Source organism: Chlorogloeopsis sp. ULAP01 (genome assembly GCF_030381805.1).
Lineage (GTDB): Bacteria > Cyanobacteriota > Cyanobacteriia > Cyanobacteriales > Nostocaceae > Chlorogloeopsis.
This window is the reverse complement of the sequence record NZ_JAUDRH010000008.1, coordinates 181,953-199,934: the sequence shown is the minus strand read 5'-3', so window position 1 is coordinate 199,934 and position 17,982 is coordinate 181,953. Positions and strand designations below refer to the sequence as shown.

Annotated in this window: 17 protein-coding genes; 10 read left to right on the top strand and 7 right to left on the bottom strand. The window is 42.0% G+C overall.

The genetic code is table 11. The features are described from left to right. Nucleotides 1-25 precede the first annotated feature (25 nt). The 7 genes from QUB80_RS17695 to QUB80_RS17665 all read left to right on the top strand — a co-directional run bounded on the left by QUB80_RS17695 (nt 26) and on the right by QUB80_RS17665 (nt 7,083). Nucleotides 26-211 (top strand): hypothetical protein, encoded by a 186-nt coding sequence (locus tag QUB80_RS17695; RefSeq protein ID WP_289790828.1) that lies wholly within the window; start codon nt 26-28, stop codon nt 209-211. Further along, nucleotides 211-1,404 carry an AbrB family transcriptional regulator gene (locus QUB80_RS17690; RefSeq protein WP_289790827.1) on the top strand — a complete coding sequence of 398 codons (1,194 nt, stop codon included), beginning with the start codon at nt 211-213 and terminating at the stop codon, nt 1,402-1,404. The genes QUB80_RS17695 and QUB80_RS17690 overlap by 1 nt, the downstream gene beginning before the upstream one ends. 315 nt (nt 1,405-1,719) lie before the next feature. Then, nucleotides 1,720-2,688 carry an SDR family oxidoreductase gene (locus QUB80_RS17685; RefSeq protein ID WP_289790826.1) on the top strand — a complete coding sequence of 323 codons (969 nt, stop codon included), beginning with the start codon at nt 1,720-1,722 and terminating at the stop codon, nt 2,686-2,688. A gap of 34 nt (nt 2,689-2,722) precedes the next feature. Beyond that, nucleotides 2,723-3,526 carry an alpha/beta fold hydrolase gene (locus QUB80_RS17680; RefSeq protein ID WP_289790825.1) on the top strand — a complete coding sequence of 268 codons (804 nt, stop codon included), beginning with the start codon at nt 2,723-2,725 and terminating at the stop codon, nt 3,524-3,526. Next, nucleotides 3,507-4,943, top strand: coding sequence for a hypothetical protein (locus QUB80_RS17675; protein WP_289790824.1), 1,437 nt, complete (start codon nt 3,507-3,509; stop codon nt 4,941-4,943). Before QUB80_RS17680 ends, QUB80_RS17675 begins: the two co-directional genes overlap by 20 nt. A 95-nt stretch (nt 4,944-5,038) precedes the next feature. Continuing rightward, on the top strand, nt 5,039-5,950 hold the full coding sequence (locus QUB80_RS17670) for an SDR family oxidoreductase (RefSeq protein WP_289790823.1): 912 nt from the start codon (nt 5,039-5,041) through the stop codon (nt 5,948-5,950). 296 nt (nt 5,951-6,246) lie between these two features. Beyond that, the gene (locus QUB80_RS17665) at nt 6,247-7,083 is read left to right on the top strand and encodes a DUF1838 domain-containing protein (RefSeq protein ID WP_289790822.1); all 837 of its coding nucleotides are present in this window, start codon (nt 6,247-6,249) and stop codon (nt 7,081-7,083) included. Nucleotides 7,084-7,377: 294 nt separating this feature from the next. Here the strand turns inward: QUB80_RS17665 and QUB80_RS17660 are convergent, their stop codons facing one another. Together QUB80_RS17660 and QUB80_RS17655 are read right to left on the bottom strand one after the other, a co-directional pair. Beyond that, nucleotides 7,378-7,509 (bottom strand): hypothetical protein, encoded by a 132-nt coding sequence (locus QUB80_RS17660; protein WP_289790821.1) that lies wholly within the window; start codon nt 7,507-7,509, stop codon nt 7,378-7,380. Next, nucleotides 7,506-7,727: a hypothetical protein gene (locus QUB80_RS17655; protein WP_289790820.1), complete on the bottom strand. Its 222-nt coding sequence runs from the start codon at nt 7,725-7,727 to the stop codon at nt 7,506-7,508. Before QUB80_RS17655 ends, QUB80_RS17660 begins: the two co-directional genes overlap by 4 nt. Nucleotides 7,728-7,857: 130 nt before the next feature. Between QUB80_RS17655 and QUB80_RS17650 the strand changes: the two genes are divergently transcribed. Further along, nucleotides 7,858-8,031: a hypothetical protein gene (locus QUB80_RS17650; RefSeq protein WP_289790819.1), complete on the top strand. Its 174-nt coding sequence runs from the start codon at nt 7,858-7,860 to the stop codon at nt 8,029-8,031. Nucleotides 8,032-8,370: 339 nt separating this feature from the next. On the opposite strand, the gene QUB80_RS17645 is transcribed toward QUB80_RS17650, so the two are convergent. Then, entirely contained in the window at nt 8,371-8,595 is a 225-nt protein-coding gene (locus QUB80_RS17645; RefSeq protein WP_289790818.1) for a hypothetical protein, read from the bottom strand. 217 nt (nt 8,596-8,812) lie between these two features. Between QUB80_RS17645 and QUB80_RS17640 the strand changes: the two genes are divergently transcribed. After that, complete coding sequence (locus QUB80_RS17640) at nt 8,813-10,300, top strand: aminotransferase-like domain-containing protein (protein ID WP_289790817.1); 1,488 nt, start codon at nt 8,813-8,815, stop codon at nt 10,298-10,300. A gap of 261 nt (nt 10,301-10,561) precedes the next feature. On the opposite strand, the gene QUB80_RS17635 is transcribed toward QUB80_RS17640, so the two are convergent. After that, on the bottom strand, nt 10,562-11,041 hold the full coding sequence (locus tag QUB80_RS17635) for a DUF4383 domain-containing protein (RefSeq protein ID WP_289790816.1): 480 nt from the start codon (nt 11,039-11,041) through the stop codon (nt 10,562-10,564). Between the two features lie 571 nt (nt 11,042-11,612). Next, nucleotides 11,613-12,677 (bottom strand): DUF3616 domain-containing protein, encoded by a 1,065-nt coding sequence (locus QUB80_RS17630; protein ID WP_289790815.1) that lies wholly within the window; start codon nt 12,675-12,677, stop codon nt 11,613-11,615. Nucleotides 12,678-12,965: 288 nt separating this feature from the next. On the opposite strand from QUB80_RS17630, the gene QUB80_RS17625 reads away from it, so the two are divergent. Beyond that, nucleotides 12,966-13,952, top strand: a complete 987-nt coding sequence (locus QUB80_RS17625; RefSeq protein WP_289790814.1) for a CHAD domain-containing protein — start codon at nt 12,966-12,968, stop codon at nt 13,950-13,952. On the opposite strand, the gene QUB80_RS17620 is transcribed toward QUB80_RS17625, so the two are convergent. Beyond that, a complete protein-coding gene (locus tag QUB80_RS17620; protein ID WP_289790813.1) occupies nt 13,949-15,130 on the bottom strand; it encodes a low temperature requirement protein A in 1,182 nt (393 codons plus the stop codon). The two genes, QUB80_RS17625 and QUB80_RS17620, sit on opposite strands and share 4 nt — an antisense overlap. 36 nt (nt 15,131-15,166) lie before the next feature. Continuing rightward, a complete protein-coding gene (locus tag QUB80_RS17615) occupies nt 15,167-17,740 on the bottom strand; it encodes a sigma 54-interacting transcriptional regulator (protein WP_289790812.1) in 2,574 nt (857 codons plus the stop codon). Nucleotides 17,741-17,982: the final 242 nt, after the last annotated feature.

Here is a 17,982-nt window from a genome sequence, read left to right as displayed (position 1 = left end):
TGAGTGTCATTGTGGAGCTAGATAAATGCGATTTATTATCAATAATTTTACCACCACATCAATGATGGATCTCAATTATGTCCGCCCAATTAGTTCTAATTCCCGCATCTATCTGTGCAAAAATCGCAAATCCTACCAAAGTTACTGCATCTGTGAGGCGATCGCGCTAGCTTGGTTACATAGCAAAATAACTTTACAAAGCGCCTGCTAATGAATCAAAGCTTAAGCGTTGCTCCTACTACAAGTAAGGACAGCACAACAGAAAATCTTGTTGTTACTAAGCAACAGCAATTTCTCAAGCAACTAGTAGTCCTTGCGTTAGAACTGCTTTTAGCTTTACCCTTAGGTTTAGCCCTCTCTCACTTCAACGTTGGTGGAATTGCCTGGATCTTCGGTGGTATTGCCTCCGGTGCGGCGATACTGCAAATTTGTCGGGTTTTTTACGACTATTCTCCTAAACCGAATCGAACTGCCAGAAAAATCGGCATGGCGCTTGTGGGCTTAAATGTTGGCTTTTCCATTGCTCACGGTAATTTAGCTGGTGCTGCGTTTGGTATTCCTGTTTTTATTTTTCTCACCTTATTCTTACTTTTGTGTGGCAGTCTAATTGGCTACATTTACTCTCATTTGAGCAATACTAATTTGTTGACAGCGATGCTGGCTACAGTTCCTGGTGGTGTAGGGCCAATGTCAGCGATCGCCGCCGATTACAATCGAAATGTTTCCCTTGTGTCATTAGTTCAAGCGCTTCGCGTCACTTGCGTAGTTTTTCTGATTCCGTTATTTATTAAGACATTTTACTCTGGTAATTTAATTTATCCACAACCACGCTCTATTACAGGTGCCTTGCTCAGTCTCGATGCATCTGGGATTGAATTACTTTTGTTGGCACTGCTTTTGTGCGGATTAGGAGTTTATTTAGCTGTTTTGTGCAAAATTCCTGCTGGCGATTTTTTTGGAGCATTACTGGTTGGAATTGCATTTAATCCTTTGCTGAATTGGTTGCATCTAATTGGTGATGTTAACTTTATTCCCCCTCCTCTAGTAAATTTACTAGGCCAAATGCTTTTGGGGATTACTATCGGTGAGTATTGGGGTGAAAAACCCGTCTTAGAGAAACGAACTATAGGATATGCATTGATGTCTGTGGCAATGACTCTCGCAACAGGAGCTATCGCTGCTATGCTTGCCATGCAACTAACATCTTGGGATTGGTTAACCTGTCTTTTGGTAACAGCACCAGGAGGATCTGCAGAGATGATTTTAGTGGCCCTGGCATTGAATCATAATGTGGAAGTTGTCACGGCAAGCCATTTAGTGCGACTTATTGCTATTAACAGTTCTTTGCCAGTTTGGCTATTTCTATTTCGTCATCTTGACAATCAAACAGAGGAACTAAGTTGAACGGTGTAAATATTTATAGTTGGGATAAGGCAGATGGGAAGAGGGTTTTAGCCTTATCTTTCTTAACATAATTGTGTTTTTTCGCCGACTTACTGATTGTAAGGTTTAAGTTTTTCTTATCTTCTATCACCTGTTTATTTTACTCCCTTATTTTTTTAATCATTTTTGTAAATTATTAGCCGCCCTCTTTTAATGCGTGAAGAGACTATTTCACTCGCTAGGAAGAGGAAATTTAATTGCATAAAAAATTTCCATTAAGAAAAGTGGACTTTACTTTCAACAAGCGCGATCGCCAGCAAATAAGGAGTCAGCCATATGCCACGAGCAATCAAAGATTCAGTCATCGTCATTACGGGTGCCTCAAGCGGAATTGGGCGTGCCACAGCATTGGAGTTTGCCAGGCAACGTGCAACTTTACTGCTGGCAGCTCGACGCGAAGCAGCTTTGCAGGAAGTTGCCCAGGAGTGCGATCGCTTGGGCGGAAAGGCTCTAGCTGTGCCAACTGATGTAACAAATGAATCAGAGGTTCAATCACTGGCACGCCGTGCAATTGAAAATTTTGGTCGCTTAGATGTTTGGGTAAATAATGCCGCCGTCAGTTTGTTTGGTCGGTTCGAGCAAGTGCCGATGGAGTCTTTTCGACGGGTAATCGATACCAATTTATTTGGTTACATTCATGGTGCGCGTGCAGCCCTACCTTATTTCCGCGAACAGGGAAGCGGTACTTTGATTAATGTTTCCTCGGTTGTAGCCATAACCGGTCAGCCATACACTAGCCCTTATACTATTAGCAAATATGCAATTCGTGGTCTTTCCGATTCCCTACGTATGGAGTTATACCTAGACAACGCACCCGACATTCATGTCTGCACTGTGTTGCCAGCCTCCATAGATACACCGATATTTCAGCACGCAGCTAACTATACCGGACGTAAAACTAAAGCACTCAGCCCTGTATACCCTGCCAAAGAAGTCGCTGAAGCGATCCTTGGATTGGCAGAAAAACCGCAGCGCGAAATCATCGTCGGACAAGCTGGTTATCTTCTTGCCCTAGAAAAAACCTTGGCACCCGATTTAGAAGAGCGGATGATGGCACGGCAAGTCGATGAGGATCACTTCCAAGACTACAAGCCAGCCATGCCAACAGATGGCAATTTGTTTGAGCCAATGCAAGATTACACAGGTATCAGTGGCAATTGGTTGGGTACTGGCGGCATCACAACGCAAGATGTTTGGGACTTGGCAAGGCGGGCTGCAAAGGTATTAGGTATACCGATTTACTAAGTTTAGTTAATTGTTAATGGCTAATAGCTAAAATATGAACCTACGCAAAGGAAGATTGGAAAGCCAGTACACGAATGTAGATGGTTTGTGGATGCATTCACGTGTATCCGTGGATGTACTTCCCCAGGATGCTCCTGTGGTGATTTTGGTGCATGGGGTGGTAGTTTCCAGCCGTTATATGATTCCTACTGCCGAGTTGCTGGCTCCCTATTACCGTGTCTATGCACCAGATTTCCCTGGTTATGGCGAAAGTGACAAGCCAAAGCACGTATTAGAGTTGCCAGAGTTGGCAGACACTTTATGCCGATGGATGGATGCGGTGAGAATTGAGCGGGCAACCATGCTCGGTAACTCCTTTGGCTGTCAAATTATTGCAGAGTTTGCCATGCGCCATAGCGATCGCCTTGAGCGAGCCGTCTTGCAGGGGCCGACAATTGATCGACACGCACGCAACTTACCCCAGCAATTGTGGCGTTTTATACTCAATTCTCCTTTAGAAGATCCTTCCCAAACTCCCATTCAAATTTATGATTACTGGCTGGCTGGCTTGCCACGCTTTGCCCGTACCGTGCAAATAGCGCTAACAGATCGGATCGAAACCAAACTTCCCTACCTGCGTGTGCCTACTCTCGTCGTGCGCGGTAAAGAAGATCCGGTTGTGTCCCAAGAGTGGACTGAGGAAGTCGTCAATCTCTTACCAGATGCTCGACTGGTTGTAATTCCAAGCGGAGGACATACCCTCAATTACAGTAAACCCTTAGAACTATCCCGTGTGACAAGAGCGTTCATCGACGCTACAGAAAAAAAGGAGAGGTTTAATGCAAACACCCTTGTTTAATCGAAATATGGCTTCTTTGGCTGCAAAATTTAGGATTGCACCGCCCTATATTGCCAACTTTGATTCCGGTTCAGCCATGCTGCGTGCCACTGCTGCTTATCTGCGGGGAGAAGATTTTCCTGGCATGGGTACAACACCACCTGCCGCAGAACCGATCGCAACTTTGATTAACAAGCTCCCCCAACAAGTTCAAGAATTCATCTACACACTGGGCAGTGCAGGCGAGGCAATTCTTCCCCAACAGTTATCAGATGTAAGTGCTGAGGTAGTCTCCCAGTGGATGGTGAGCCAATATCCCCAGCGCCAATATCCAGCAGTTGCAATTGGTTCTGCCAGTGGTGCGCTTGTTCACCTGAGCGCGGCATTGGATATGCCTTGGCTGCCACAAACCTTTATGATCCCGGTTCTGCATCCGGAGATGAATCCAGACAATCCCAAAGAGGCGATGGAGTGGGGTAGGCAAGTAGCAAAGCCTCTCCTTGATGCTAACCCAGAGTTGGTATTGCATCATATGTACGATCCCAACCAAGATCGTTTGACTTTGCGGGGTATGGATTATTTCCGCGTCAAGCGCCTGCGCCTTGGTGAAACTTACAAGCGCTTTTTGGAAAACTGTCTGCCCAGAGGTGGCACTATTTTCATTGTCGAGTGTCAGCGCACCTGGCCGACAACTCAAGTTAGCGATCGCCACATTTTCCAGTTTGGGGCGCTGGGTGGTGCAACACCAGAAGAATTTATTCACGGTAGCGATCGCGTGGCAGATTACTTGGAGCGTTACAACGTACCCAAGCGGCAATGGAATCCGCCGACACCCGATGGCGATCGCCCTGAAGCTGAATGGGGTTTTGAGCCTAGCTTGCGCAATGATATAGAAAATTTTGCTCGCGATCGCGGCTATCAAATCCGGCGGATTGTCTTTCAAGAACCAGAGCATCTCAGTCCTTTTGTCGCTGAACTTTATCGCCACTGGTACAAACAGCGCGGTATGCTTGCTAATCGTTTGCTGGTGGAATCATTTATTCTTCTGGAGCCAATGTGGGCTTTGCGTACTGGTTCCGTGCCATTTTGGATGAAGTTTAATATGCAGCCTTCCCTAGAGTGGATTGAAAATTATTTGGAAAACACCGATCCCTACGATGAAATTTACATGATCCTTTTCTCTCACGGGGTAGATGCGGTTGGCTTACCTAGCATTGAATCCTGGCGTCAGGTTTTTAGGCGAGCTCGCAAGCGCGGTGAGTTTATTGGAGTGGAAGAAGATAAATTCCCTAGAAACTTTGCCACGTTAATTCGCTACTACACAGATTTACAACGAGTTATTCCATCACGCTACCCGCTCCCCGGTTCATTAACTTTAGAGCAATTAGATCGGTTTGTTCAAGAAACGGGCGATCGCTTCCCGGTAAATTGGGAATGATATTAGTTTGCTACACAAAGATTCAACTTCTTGCACTTATTACTATAGTGAATACAAGTCAACTTCAACAGGAGGTAAAACTAAAGGAGATTTAGATGAATCAGGTTCTTAAGAGCAAAGTAGCTCTGGTGGCTGGAGCAACACGCGGGGCGGGTCGTGGCATCGCCACTGAACTGGGTGCGGCTGGTGCAATTGTTTATGTCACAGGTCGAACCACCCACGCTCATCGCTCCGAATACAACCGTTCTGAAACCATTGAACAGACAGCAGACCTAGTGAATCAAGCGGGCGGTCAGGGCATCCCTGTTCAGGTCGAGCATCTCGATCAGGCACAGGTTCAGGCTCTAGTGGCACGAATTGAGAGCGAACAAGGGCGGTTAGATATTTTGGTCAACGATATCGGCGCAGAATACCTAGTGGATTTGAACAAGCCTATTTGGGAGCTTTCTTTGGATCGGGGACTACGAATGCTGAGGTTGGCGATCGACACGCATATCATTACCAGCCACTTTGCACTGCCGCTGTTAATCAAAAATCCGGGCGGACTGGTTATCGAAATCACCGATGGCACGGCAGAATATAACGAAAAAAACTATCGACTGTCGCTGTTTTACGATCTAGCAAAAACATCGGTAATCCGCATGGCTTGGGCACTGGCGCAAGAGCTTCAACCCCATAAATGCACAGCCGTTGCATTGACTCCAGGCTGGTTGCGCTCAGAAATTATGTTGGATCACTTTGAGGTGAGCGAAGCAAACTGGCAGGATGCCACAGCAAAAGAGCCTCACTTCGTTATCTCTGAAACCCCCCGTTATATCGGTCGTGCCGTTGCCTGTCTTGCCCAAGATCCGGATGTTGCTCGCTGGAATGGTCAGTCGCTATCGAGCGGTCAACTAGCTAAGGTTTATGGCTTTACAGATCTGGATGGTTCCCAGCCTGATGCTTGGCGCTACATCCGTGAGGTTGCAGATGTTGGTAAACCTGCTGACGCAACTGGATATAGGTAGGTCATCCGCAGCACCTAGTCCTGGCGATTAGAAATCGCGGCTATACAAGCAAAGTCCGCCGACGCGGACTTACTTTAAACCCACGTAGGTGGGTTTTGTATGTGTAGCTGCGACTTCTAGTCGCCTGGTGCAAGACGGTGATGTGATAAATCACACAACGAGGGAATGAAAATATTTCTTTTTCTGTTCCCCCAACCCTATTTTCAAGACAGATATCTGAATATTCGAGGATTTAAGAGATTGAAAATATATCCTATCAGCTATTGTTGATTTTAGATGATTGCAAGGAAGCCAAAATGGTTGCCCAAATTCAAGAATTAGATGCCTCGCACTGGGTTAAAACTCGTTCATCCCTCGATCCTAACGAATCCAGCTTTCTGATTTGGACAGGTAAAATTTACGCTTTTATGCCCGGTGAAAAACGAACACTCTTGTTTAAAATGGTCGGTATGAATGTCAGTAGGTGTATTCCCACTGAAGAGAGTAGCTGGGATTTTACCTCTAGAGAACTGACTTACTATCTCAATCCCCAAACAGAGGAGATTTTACATAAGTGGGATAATCCTTGGACGGGAGAAACAGTTACGATTATGCACGTCGCCAATAGTCCAGTACAAGGCAATTTTAGGGGGAAGTTTCCGGCGCTAGTAGACGGTGATAGCACAACTTTCATGTTTGATATATTTCCTACTTATGATAATCCCCTAACAGAAGATTCTAAATTAGCTCAATACAGTCCACAATCTACTTATCAAGCTGCGGAGTTATTTAAAATCACTGTCCCCACCGCAGATTTATTTAATGAGGAAATGTCTTCAGTTTCTCAACTAAGGCTAAGTTGGGATAGGATTGGTCAATGGTTACCTTGGATGAACATGGGCGATCGCCCCGGTTATCTTATCTATAGTGCTTACGGCAGCAAAGTTAGTGGCTTTAACGAGTTACCACAACTGCTTCAAGATGAAATTAATACCCGCGTTCCTTTATATAAAAATGCTCCAAAATCCTGTTCAGATGAAGTGGAAGATATGACATCATGGCTTTACTTTCAACAAAATTTTGATGCTTACTTAGCTGGCGAAAGATTCCCACTGCCAGTTACAGAAGAAAATGAAGGAATTACCAAAAAATAAATTATTCAATAAAATGTAGGGTGGGTTAGCGAAGCATAACCCGCCATTTTTGGGAGAGTTGATGGTGCATTATGGACTATCGTCCTAACACACCCTACTACAAATTGGAGATTTTTTATGGCGATCGCTTTCCATAAATTTCTCAATACACCTCATCATGAGTGCCAATATCAATTAGCACAATCATATCCTCATCTTCATCAGGATTTGGCTGAAATGTGTAGATAATACGGCAATCATACTCAACCCAACAAGCCTACAAACCCTCTAAATTACCTTTTAACTTATGTGATTTTAAAGTAGGTGCAAATGATCGGCTGCTAGTAATTCTAAAACCTCAAAAATTATTTCTTCTAACCGGGGATTTTTACGAATAACTCGTTTAAAAGCACGCTTAAAGCTACTATCCCAAACAAGAGATCTCATTCTTCACTTAACAAATCAGCCCGCAGCTCCTCAAGAGTACCATGCTTGGCTGTACCTGTTCTAATTGCTTCCAATGTTTGTGTAGCGTTTCTATAAATTTCTTGACGCCGCTGTTCAATCCGCCTTTTAGAAATTAGTTCGAGTAGTAAATCTTGCTCTTCGGTCGAAAGAGCCTCTACATATTCAATTACTGTCTGAAAAGATACATTTTTGCTCATCGACAATGTTGATATCTTTTGAGAATTCTATACTTTTTCATCTTATACCACTATATAACAACAAGCTTAATTAGCCCGCAAAGGATTCGCTGGAACACAAAGTTATTATGCTTGGCGATTCTGAGGAGAAGTGATCGCTATAACTTGTCACTTCATCAAAACAACAAATAAAGTCAATTTCAATAAACAAAATGCCCGATCGCTTTCTCGTTTTGCCAAAATGCTTACTCAAAATGCCCGATCGCTTTCTCATTTTGGTGTTTTCCGCAAGCAAAAAGACATATTGCTTACTCAAAATGCCTGATCGCTTTCTCATTTTGGTGTTTTCCGCAAGCAAAAAGGCATATTGCTTACTCAAAATGCCCGATCGCTTTCTCATTTCAGTAATTCACGCACTCCTATAGGTGTTTTCCGCAAGCAAAAAGACATATTGCTTACTCAAAATGCTTGAATGCTTTCTTGTTTCATTAATTCACACACTCATAAGAGCGATCGCCTTCACGGGCTTTGTTTGTGAGCCAAGCCCTTCTAGTACAGCAGGTGCGTAAATAAAAACACCATTTTAAATGGTGCAAAAGCCCGGAATACAATTCTTTTGACTTCAACCTTGCGCTACTAAAGTGAAGGCGAAGGGCGCTCAACATTATAGAGAATTGGCGTAGTAACGCTGCTCAATCCACATCCGAATTTCTTCTTCAGAACCAAAACAAGCATGACTTCCAGTGACAGGATCGTAAGCGTGCCAACAAAAGGGATGACCATAACGGTCTGATTCCTGCCATACTTGTAATTCAGAACCACTAGCTATCCAATTGGCGATCGCTTGCCAACTATTTTGACAAATTGATAAAAAATTCTGTTTCTTCATAGCAAAAAATCTTGGGAAAATATACACCATCTATCTTTTATGTTCACCCAAGATTTTTAATTAGATAAGGTACAAATTAACCAAGTTTAACTAGTACAGTTTTGATAATTGCAACTGTACTAGTCGAAATTCACCCAACTGTACGATGTGAAACTAAGCAAAATCGCTTATAGTTCCAATAGTCAAGCTTTTGTAGTAATTTAGTGAGTGCCTAATTGTGAAAATTTTTTTAGATCGGCAGTCACCTCAACCTATTTATTTGCAAATTCGCGATCGCATTAGTAGTCTGATTAAATCTGGAGCACTACAATCAGGCGATCGCCTTCCCTCAATCCGTTCTCTAGCAAAGAGTTTACAAGTAAATAAACTAACTATTATTGAGGCTTATAGTGTTTTAGAAGCAGACGGTGCAATCTCTGCACGCCAGGGTTCTGGATATTTTGTCAGCACTCAAACTATTCCTTCTGCAAATCCGCAGCCAACCTTTTCCCCTACTCAAGAAGTAATTATTAAAGAGCCAGGCAGTAATTCTTTTTTTGATATGCATGTATCTGGGGTGCATGCACAGAGACAACCAGGGATGATAGATTTAAGCTTTGGTTGCCCTCGTCCTCCAAAAAATTTAACACAAATTGCTAAACGAGCGCTTAACCAAGCAGATGCACTATCCAAGTATGATCTGCCTCAAGGACAGTTAACACTACGCAGACAAATTGCTCAAATGTTGGTACATCAAGGATTAGATGTATCAACGGAAAACTTAATTGTTACTAATGGTTCTGAGCAAGCTTTGTCATTGGCAATTTATCATTTTGTGCGTCCAGGAGATTGGGTAATTGTAGAAGCTCCCACATATTTTGGAGTGATTGCCATCCTAGAAAGTTTAGGAGCAAAGATCATTGGTATTCCTATGACTCCTGAAGGAATAAATTTAGAATTATTAGAACAATATTTGTGCAGTCATCACCCGAAATTAATTTACACTATCAGTACACTACACAATCCTACAGGTTTGACAACTACCCAAGCTCACCGCCAAAAATTGCTTGCCCTAGCCGAACAATATGAATGTCCGCTTTTAGAAGATAACGCTTATGAAGGATTAAATTTTGAGCCTGTACCAGCTCCAATCAAAGCTTTAGATAAAACTAATTGGGTAACTTATGTTGGTACATTTTCTAAAACTTTAGTACCTGGGTTAAGAGTTGGTTATATGGTAGTTACAGGCGAACATTATCAAGCCATTCTTGAGCGTAAATTATTTCACGATGTTCATGTGTCCACCTTTTCTCAGGCAATAGTTAGTGAATATTTAGCATCAGGGCATTACCGCCGTCACCTCAGTCAATTGCGAACAGAAAATCTTCAAAGTCGCAATATTATGCTCCAAGCAATAGAGAATTATTTTCCGGAAGAGGCAAGATGGACTGTTCCTAAAGGAGGTTTATTTCTTTGGGTGCAATTACCAGGAGATGTTCCCATTCAAGATATCACGAAAGAAGCTTTATCACAAAATATTTTAATTTTTTGCGGTTCACCATTTTTCCCAGATAAACAAGGATACCCAGCAATGCGACTGACTTTCGCTAACTCAGCAGAGGATATCGAAAAAGGAATTTCTATTTTGGGTAACTTGCTGAAAAAATATCTTTACAGAGGACGTAAAAGTATATCTAATTATCAATCGCTTGTTAATATTAGCTAGTACGAATAAAGCAATCATAGGCTATGCTAACGCATTTTCTATCTCCTTTCTCAATCAGCGTAGGGAAGGCATTGCTCGTAACGCCAAAATAAGGTTTTGAACCAAATCTAAGCAATGCCCACCTTATTAGTGCAAGATGTTAATATACCAAGTTGGCATCAAAAGTCTTGTTATACAATTCTGGAATAGTTTTAATTCAAAATCCAAAATTTGTATTAAGCGGTGCGTTAGGCTTTAAGCCGTAACGCACCCTACTTGATATTAAACGTTATGCGATACATTCGTGCCTGCTATTTTATTTGGTATGATTAGCCCATAGTAGCCAGCAGCGATCGCTGTTAAAGCATTCAGCCAAACATTGTTACCAAAAATAGGCATTAAACCAAACATCGTTTTACCAAAGGGCAATAATCCCATAATGGCGATGATGATATAGGCGACTGCAAAAGTAGCATTGAAAAGTCGCGCACTTGTGGCGTTAGTATAAGAAGCAATTCCTAACAAACCCACGGCACAATATACAAGATTATGCAAGAAGTTAGTGGGGAAAATCCCAAATACATAGCCAAATCCGGCAGAATAGGCACCAGGAGCCATGTTAGCGGGGATATAGGATGCTGTTGTTCCTGGTAATGAAACAAAAGCTGGTATAAATCCAGCTATACCAAGAACTAGAAAGAGAATGCCAATAGTTAAAGCACAGTAACGCTCTGTCAGTTTTGCCGCGTTAATGTTTTCCATTTGATTACCCCTGATTTGTGTAAATCTCGGCTGAATCTCGGCAAATTATAGAAATAACTTTGCAACCGATTTCTTGCATCGGCTGATTGCGAGACACAATACTTCTAATTCAACTCAAATCAATTACATTTATCTCTATCAAAAGAAAGGATTAAAAATTACCAGGCAGTGTCTTTACCTATACTAATAGTTTGATATTTTGAATTATTCTCATCTTTTATTTATTAAACAAATTTAAATCAAAACTATATTTATGAAGTTGCCGCTACATCAAAAAATCTGAATAAAAGATGATTCATAAAGTAAACCTTAAACTGTAGTGCTACGCCAGTAGGGTGCGTTAAGCGCTACTTCTAATTCTCTTAAATTCTCAAATTCTTGCATAGCCGCAACACAACGGTAATAAAACGAGAACTCAGAGCGGCGGCTACTTCACAGAAGCCGCTTTGCGTCTACCGCCGAAGTGCGTTAGCTCCTCGCTCCGGGAGGCTCTGAAGTTCGGTGGGCAGAACATCTGATCGTTTTTAACCTCCCCTACTTAACTGCGCAAAAAACAAAAACCCCAACTTTTTTAACCTAGCTTGAATATATCTGCTATAACACCACTATCATCTACCAGCCTAGCCTTTGCTGGAGAGTCATAAACCACCAACAGGGAAGGTTCTCCAAACAAATCTTGAGATAAGGTTATACCCTCAGCATGATCGTCCCGATTTCCATAGGGAAAGTCTTGTACTAACTTTGGATTATGAAGGACATTTTCTTGCAAGTGAACCCCTCCTGGCAAACAGTATAGTTGCACTGGCCCATCCAAATCCATTGTTGGTCCTGCTAAGATTAACAAGTCCTCTCCATGCACGCACAAGTCTCTAATCCCTAAACCATTCAAGAATATAAAATGCTTTTTGTACTGCCTTTCCTCTTCTGAAATATTCTGTAAACTCAGCACTCCTGGTTGAGATGAATTTACTTCTATTTCCAACATTACAGCCCAACCACGCAGTACAGGGCCGCGCAATCCCACAAAAATACGGTTTTGATAGACTGTTATACCTTCAATATCAAAGCCATTATCTTTACCGGGAATTTCTGCTTTGACAAAAAAACCTAAATGAGGATCGTCTGCTAAAGCTTCCATCAGTAAGTTTCCCTGCTGCGTTACTTCTAATTTGCCAGCAGTTAACTGCACATTAGAATCTTCTGGATGAGGGCAAGATTTGTGTAACTCACCGTCAACAAGAGGAATACGAGCTAAAATATAGCGGTTTGGTTCTGATTTAACTTGTGTTAATCTCTTAATATTTTCGACATCAGATTTTTTGGATTTTGGTTTTTTGCGTTTCCAGCTATGAGAACCAACTATCCACAGATAATAACCACTGTAATCAATACCTTCAATATCAATTTCTTCCTCTTCTGGGGCGGGTAAACTGATATATTCTGCTACATGAAATTGTTTATGCTGGGCAAAATTATTATTCTCCCAGTACAGACGTTCAATAGTTGAGGTTTCATCTGATCCTAACCATAAATACTTTTGATCTGTCAGCATCACTGCCGATAAGTCTTCCCTGTGTTCTTTAAAATTATCAGTAAATGTAAGTAAAACTTGATTTAAAAAGTTTGGGTTTTGCATTTTACATGCCCTCTACTTAGATAGATTTTATATATATTTTTCGTATATTAAAATACTCAGTATTAGCTATTTTGAAATACACAAATGCCAAAATAAATTTATTGTTAAATTACTTTACAAATCAAATATTTTTTGGATTATTGCAATCTCAAAAATAAATATGACAATAATTCGCATTACTTTAAGAATACATCAATTGGTTAAAAGACACTGCGAAATTATAATCAATGCTATTATTTAATATATTCTATACAATCATTGATATTTGTCTAAGGTGTGTTAATTCCTATGACCTTAGCTAGCAACTCGAAAGTGAAAAGCAACGTAAAAAGTTTAGGATACTATGCGTATTCAGCAATCCAAAAACACTTTAAAAAAACTTTGAAATGGGAAACAGAAGTAAAAAAAGATAAAGATCCAGAAGCGCTGCATCAAATGCGAGTAGGTATACGTCGCCTGCGAACTGCTGTCAGTAGGTTTGATCAAGCGTTAAATTTGCCGAAGTTAGTTAGCGATAAAAACCTCGGTAAAATTGCACGTCGTCTTGGCAATTTGCGAGACTTAGATGTGCTAAAAGAAACTTTAGAAAATCTCGTTCAACCAGATTTACCGAAAAAAGAACGGCAATCTCTACAAACAGCTTTCGATGCCTTGGAAAAACAGCGTGAAAAAGCACTGCAAGATGTGCGAACAACATTTAAAGATGAGCGTTATAAATCAATAAAACAAAGCTTACAAGATTGGTTGGATGAACCTAGTTATCAACCACTAGCATCTCTACCGATGCAGGAAGTTTTACCAGATTTACTTTTGCCAGAGATCAGTAGTTTCTTGCTGCATCCAGGTTGGTTAGTCGGAATTCAAGTGGAAAATTCAGGAGTAATTACCTCACAAGACTGGGAAGCAGAAACAATAGAACAAGAATTAACAACCAATGGCAAGCTTCTTCATAGTTTGCGTAAACAAACTAAACGCCTGCGGTACCAAATGGAGTTATTTAGCGACTTATATGGTGAATCTTACACAAATTATGTTGCCCAAGTCAAAAATATCCAAGATATTTTGGGATCTATGCAAGATAGCGTAGTTTTAAGTGAGTGGTTTGTGGATGTTTTCAAATGCGAACTTCACACTCAACTTCCTACTTTGGCTAATGTATTAGCCCAAAATCGCTATCGAATGTGGCAACAGTGGCAACCCCTGCAAGAGCAATATCTAAAAACTGAAACCAAACAAGAATTGCGTTTAACAGTACTTCAGCCTCTCAAAGACTAAATTCCTGGTTCAACCAAGCGGGTAGTGGGGCGGCTCTGATATAAGTCTTGCACAACTTGTACAGCACAGGCTACAGTTACAAGTCCAATGACTGCAACAGGTGATAAACCTTTACCAAAAATAGCGATCGCCATTACAGCAATAGTTGTTCCGAGTCTATATTCAGAGCGAATTTTACAGTAGCGAATAACGCCAACGCGGTGGAGAATACCTAAAGCTAGGTAACATAAACCTACAGAGCCGCAGAGCAACCATCGTGTTGTATCGGCTAGCGGTACTGTTTGCTTACTCATCAAAACTTCTTCTACACCAACTCCTGCCGCCGCGATACCAATGACTAAAGGTAAATGGGTATATAGCCAGATTGCAACTGTACTAATTTTTCCTTCTGCCCGTGCTGTTTGAATCGGTGTGCCACCAAGATTATCAAAATAAACCCACCACAAGCTAAAAGCGATACATAGACCGAATATAGCAGCAATTACGCTCAAAACATCCCATTTCTGCTGAGAAACACCATCAACCACAGCAATAATTGCTTCACCTAAAACAATGATCGTAAATAGCCCAAAACGTTCTGGTAGATGGGAAGCGTGGGGTAGTAGTTTAAGCTGAAACTTTGTTGCTGTAAAAGGTGTTACCAAATCAACAATAATTCCCACTCCCCAGAGGACAAAACGCCAAGGTGGGCTGATAAATGCAGATACTAGCCATACTATGGCAGCAATAGTAAAACCCGTGGCATAACGTGTTGTGAGGGGACGCGCTGCGGGAATGTGTATACCAGCACGGATGTATTCTACAATCAGTACAGCTCGACCAAGAGCATAGGCAAGGGCAAAGCCAGTAGCACTTTCACCCAAACCGTAGTGGATATTAACAGCCAACGCTGCTGCTGTCAGCATTTGTAAAGCAACCAGCAAACGCCGTCCGATATCGTCGCTATCAAAGCGATTAGCATACATAGTAGTGCCAATCCACGACCACCACACGGGTATAAACAGAAAAACAAAACCTAGAAATCCTGATAGTGAAACATTTTCTTTGAGATTATGGGCGAGTTGAGAAACCGCAACCACAAACACCAAATCATAAAACAGTTCTAGCCAAGTGGCGTGTCGATGTTCTTCGCCGTCTTCACTGGTACGTAAGCGTGGAGGTTGCAAAAAATTTGTCATAGTAGTTGATTACTCATTGCTTTTTACCATTAGCCATTAACCAGACACGATTATCCGCCACATACTTGCTCCTAGCCCAATAGCTGCAAGATGTTGCCATAGCAGCACACGCAACGGTTGCCGAGCAATTTTTTGTGTTAGTAATACAGATAGCAGAACAGAGAAAATTAAGGTAGCCCCCTGTAAAAAAGCAATGACGGCAGGGTGCGCCACTACAACTGGCAATTGTTCGCCATTCAAGCCAAATGTTGCAAAAAACACTGGTAATATCTGCCCTCCTTCTCCTAAGCCCAAGCGCAGATAATGAGCCAAGTTACCTCCTAGTACCAATGGCAAATAACCATAAGCTAGCTCTATAAAAGCTCGCGGTTTGATCCGATTTGGGATTTTAACCGCATTCACAGAAGAGATGTAATTATTTAACCAGCAATAAACCTTTATCAATCCATATCCCAGAAAAGGAATAGTCACGGGAATAATTAAAGCCAGTAGAGATAATCCCAAATGCGGCAAAAACTGAGTTAAATCTATTTGTATTCCCAGCCAAGATTGTAACTCCGGCAGACGATGCAAATATACTCCACCCATCAGTAAAAACAACAGTGCCACTTCATAACTGCGAGGTATGTGAGTTGTCCATAATTCAATACCAGGAGGACGTAAATTAAACTCGACGGAACGATGGGGACAAGCCTTCAGACAAGTCATACATAATACGCAGTCTCTATTATCTTCTAGCTGTGCTGGGTGAGAGTATAAGGGACAACCGTCAGTTTCCATTCCCTCACCTTTCTGCGGGCCTCCTTTATAACATTGATATGTAGTACAAGTAGCAGAACAAATACCTTGTTGCGCTCGTAGTTCCGTCATTGAAAGTTTGGCATATAAACCGTTCATGCCGCCGATGGGGCAAAGATAACGACACCAAAATCGCCTCTCAAAAATGGCAGAGAAAATCATTGCCCCTGCTGTAATTAACAACAATAAACAAGCTGAAAGATAAGCTGTATTTTCTAAGTGCCAGAGTTCTTCCCATAAGAAAATTAGGGTAAACATCCCAAATAAAAACCATCCACCCCATTTTTCAGCTTTCTCTCTTGGCCAGCGCTTAAGTTTTATAGGCAACAACCATGTCGATAATTTCTGCGTGATTTCACCGTAAATCATGAACGGACAAACGGCACACCAGATCCTGCCCAGAAAAGGAAACAGGAGAAGAAATACAGGCCACCACCAAGCCCAAAATAGATTTAAAGCAAAATTACGATCGCGTGTTTGTGGCCCTACAAATAATACCGCAACAATAAAGGCAAAACCAGCAACAGTAAACCCATAATTAATGCGATCAGGCCACCACGAACTGCGCAGAAACTTCCGCAAACCAGGATAGGCATTTAAAAGATTCACCCGAAATCGCTTTTTCTTTGTTTCTGCTGCCCAGAAAATTTCTTCTGTTAACTCTTGTGCCTCCCCTGCTTGGACAATTGCTCGTTCCACCAAGTTTTGTAACTCTTTGATATTGCCAGGAAAATCATAGGACTGTAGACGGCGTAAAGCTTCTGGAGTAATATGCGGTTTGGCAATACCTCTAGCGCGAGTGTAAAGACTGATATAATATTCGACTTGAGCATTAGTATCGGCTTTCCGTACCCGTAGCGGCGGTACTTTAATAATTCGACCAACACAGCGTTCAATTTGGGGTTGAGCTTTTTCTGCAACTATCACAATGCGGGCGCAACTGGTGCGGGGTTCGCTGGGTGAATCACCTGAACGAGTTACGGGAATATACGTATTATCTTGTAATAGTTTTTTGACTTGGGGCAGCAACTCAGGCGGAATTTCTTGGATATTGTTGAGAACAAGAGTCCCTTCCCCCAACCATTCCAAAAGTCCGGGTTTGCCGCCAGCACGCCCAAATAATTCAGCCCCACTAGTTTGGAGAATGCCGCAGTTAATTTTGACAATTGGTTCTCGCCGTTGTTTAGAACCAAAATGAATCAGAGCAGCAATATTGTCTTTTTCTAATCCCGGTTCACCGAAAATCAAAACTGACTTGCGATCGCTTGCTGCTTCCCGAATTTGTTCGCGCAAACGCACCGCATAGCGACTTGTCCCTACAATACCTCGTTGCGCCTTTGTGACTAAATAAGGACGTAATGCCAAAGAGCGTTCTTGCTCGTAGCTAAAAGCAGATGCTAGCTGTGCCAATTCCTGTGCTAACATCCGCGACACAACTTGAGCAATTTCTGGGTATTGATTGATTACTTCTCGAAATTGAGCAGCAGGCACAACCCAAAAGCGACATTCTGTAATAGTAGTAATTGTGCGCTGAGGCAACTCATCCAACAGTATTTCTTGTAAGTGAATGATAGAACCGGGGAGAAAACCAACAGCTAAACTTGGGTTATTTTTATTACTGCTATTGCTTTCGAGCTGACCTTCCAACAGAATATAAAGTGCTTCTGGAGGAGTACCCTCAGTAGCAATATTGTGGTTTGCTGGAAAAACTTTTTCTTCGAGGATTTGAGCGATCGCACTTAAAGGTTCAGGTGAGAGAATTCCTAAAGCTGTGCGTTCTTGTAGCCATATCACTGTCTGTTGTGATGTCATCGTGGCTGTTCCCCTCTCAGCACTGCTGTATACAAAGAATTATCTCGTTGACAAGGCCTTTGAGCAAGAAAGAGGTAAAGTGGGCATTACTCAAAATATTGAAATCTCTGTCTACGAAAATTACAGTCATGCCCTCCCTACGGACTTTATAAATGGCAGATTTTTTGTTGGGGAGAGCGTCGTACCAAAAAATTAGCTTTCAATTCGGATGTTGCTGTGTGAAGTAGGAAAGTTCTTGTTTC

Excerpts from the sequence above, each read along its gene's own strand:
- QUB80_RS17685 (WP_289790826.1), top strand. The coding sequence starts at position 1,720 with ATGCCACGAGCAATCAAAGATTCAGTCATCGTCATTACGGGTGCCTCA.
- QUB80_RS17670 (WP_289790823.1), top strand. The coding sequence starts at position 5,039 with ATGAATCAGGTTCTTAAGAGCAAAGTAGCTCTGGTGGCTGGAGCAACA.
- QUB80_RS17625 (WP_289790814.1), top strand. The coding sequence starts at position 12,966 with ATGACCTTAGCTAGCAACTCGAAAGTGAAAAGCAACGTAAAAAGTTTA.
- QUB80_RS17620 (WP_289790813.1), bottom strand. The coding sequence starts at position 15,130 with ATGACAAATTTTTTGCAACCTCCACGCTTACGTACCAGTGAAGACGGC.
- QUB80_RS17660 (WP_289790821.1), bottom strand. The coding sequence starts at position 7,509 with ATGAGATCTCTTGTTTGGGATAGTAGCTTTAAGCGTGCTTTTAAACGA.
- QUB80_RS17665 (WP_289790822.1), top strand. The coding sequence starts at position 6,247 with ATGGTTGCCCAAATTCAAGAATTAGATGCCTCGCACTGGGTTAAAACT.
- QUB80_RS17655 (WP_289790820.1), bottom strand. The coding sequence starts at position 7,727 with ATGAGCAAAAATGTATCTTTTCAGACAGTAATTGAATATGTAGAGGCT.
- QUB80_RS17635 (WP_289790816.1), bottom strand. The coding sequence starts at position 11,041 with ATGGAAAACATTAACGCGGCAAAACTGACAGAGCGTTACTGTGCTTTA.
- QUB80_RS17645 (WP_289790818.1), bottom strand. The coding sequence starts at position 8,595 with ATGAAGAAACAGAATTTTTTATCAATTTGTCAAAATAGTTGGCAAGCG.
- QUB80_RS17630 (WP_289790815.1), bottom strand. The coding sequence starts at position 12,677 with ATGCAAAACCCAAACTTTTTAAATCAAGTTTTACTTACATTTACTGAT.
- QUB80_RS17695 (WP_289790828.1), top strand. The coding sequence starts at position 26 with ATGCGATTTATTATCAATAATTTTACCACCACATCAATGATGGATCTC.
- QUB80_RS17680 (WP_289790825.1), top strand. The coding sequence starts at position 2,723 with ATGAACCTACGCAAAGGAAGATTGGAAAGCCAGTACACGAATGTAGAT.
- QUB80_RS17690 (WP_289790827.1), top strand. The coding sequence starts at position 211 with ATGAATCAAAGCTTAAGCGTTGCTCCTACTACAAGTAAGGACAGCACA.
- QUB80_RS17675 (WP_289790824.1), top strand. The coding sequence starts at position 3,507 with ATGCAAACACCCTTGTTTAATCGAAATATGGCTTCTTTGGCTGCAAAA.
- QUB80_RS17615 (WP_289790812.1), bottom strand. The coding sequence starts at position 17,740 with ATGACATCACAACAGACAGTGATATGGCTACAAGAACGCACAGCTTTA.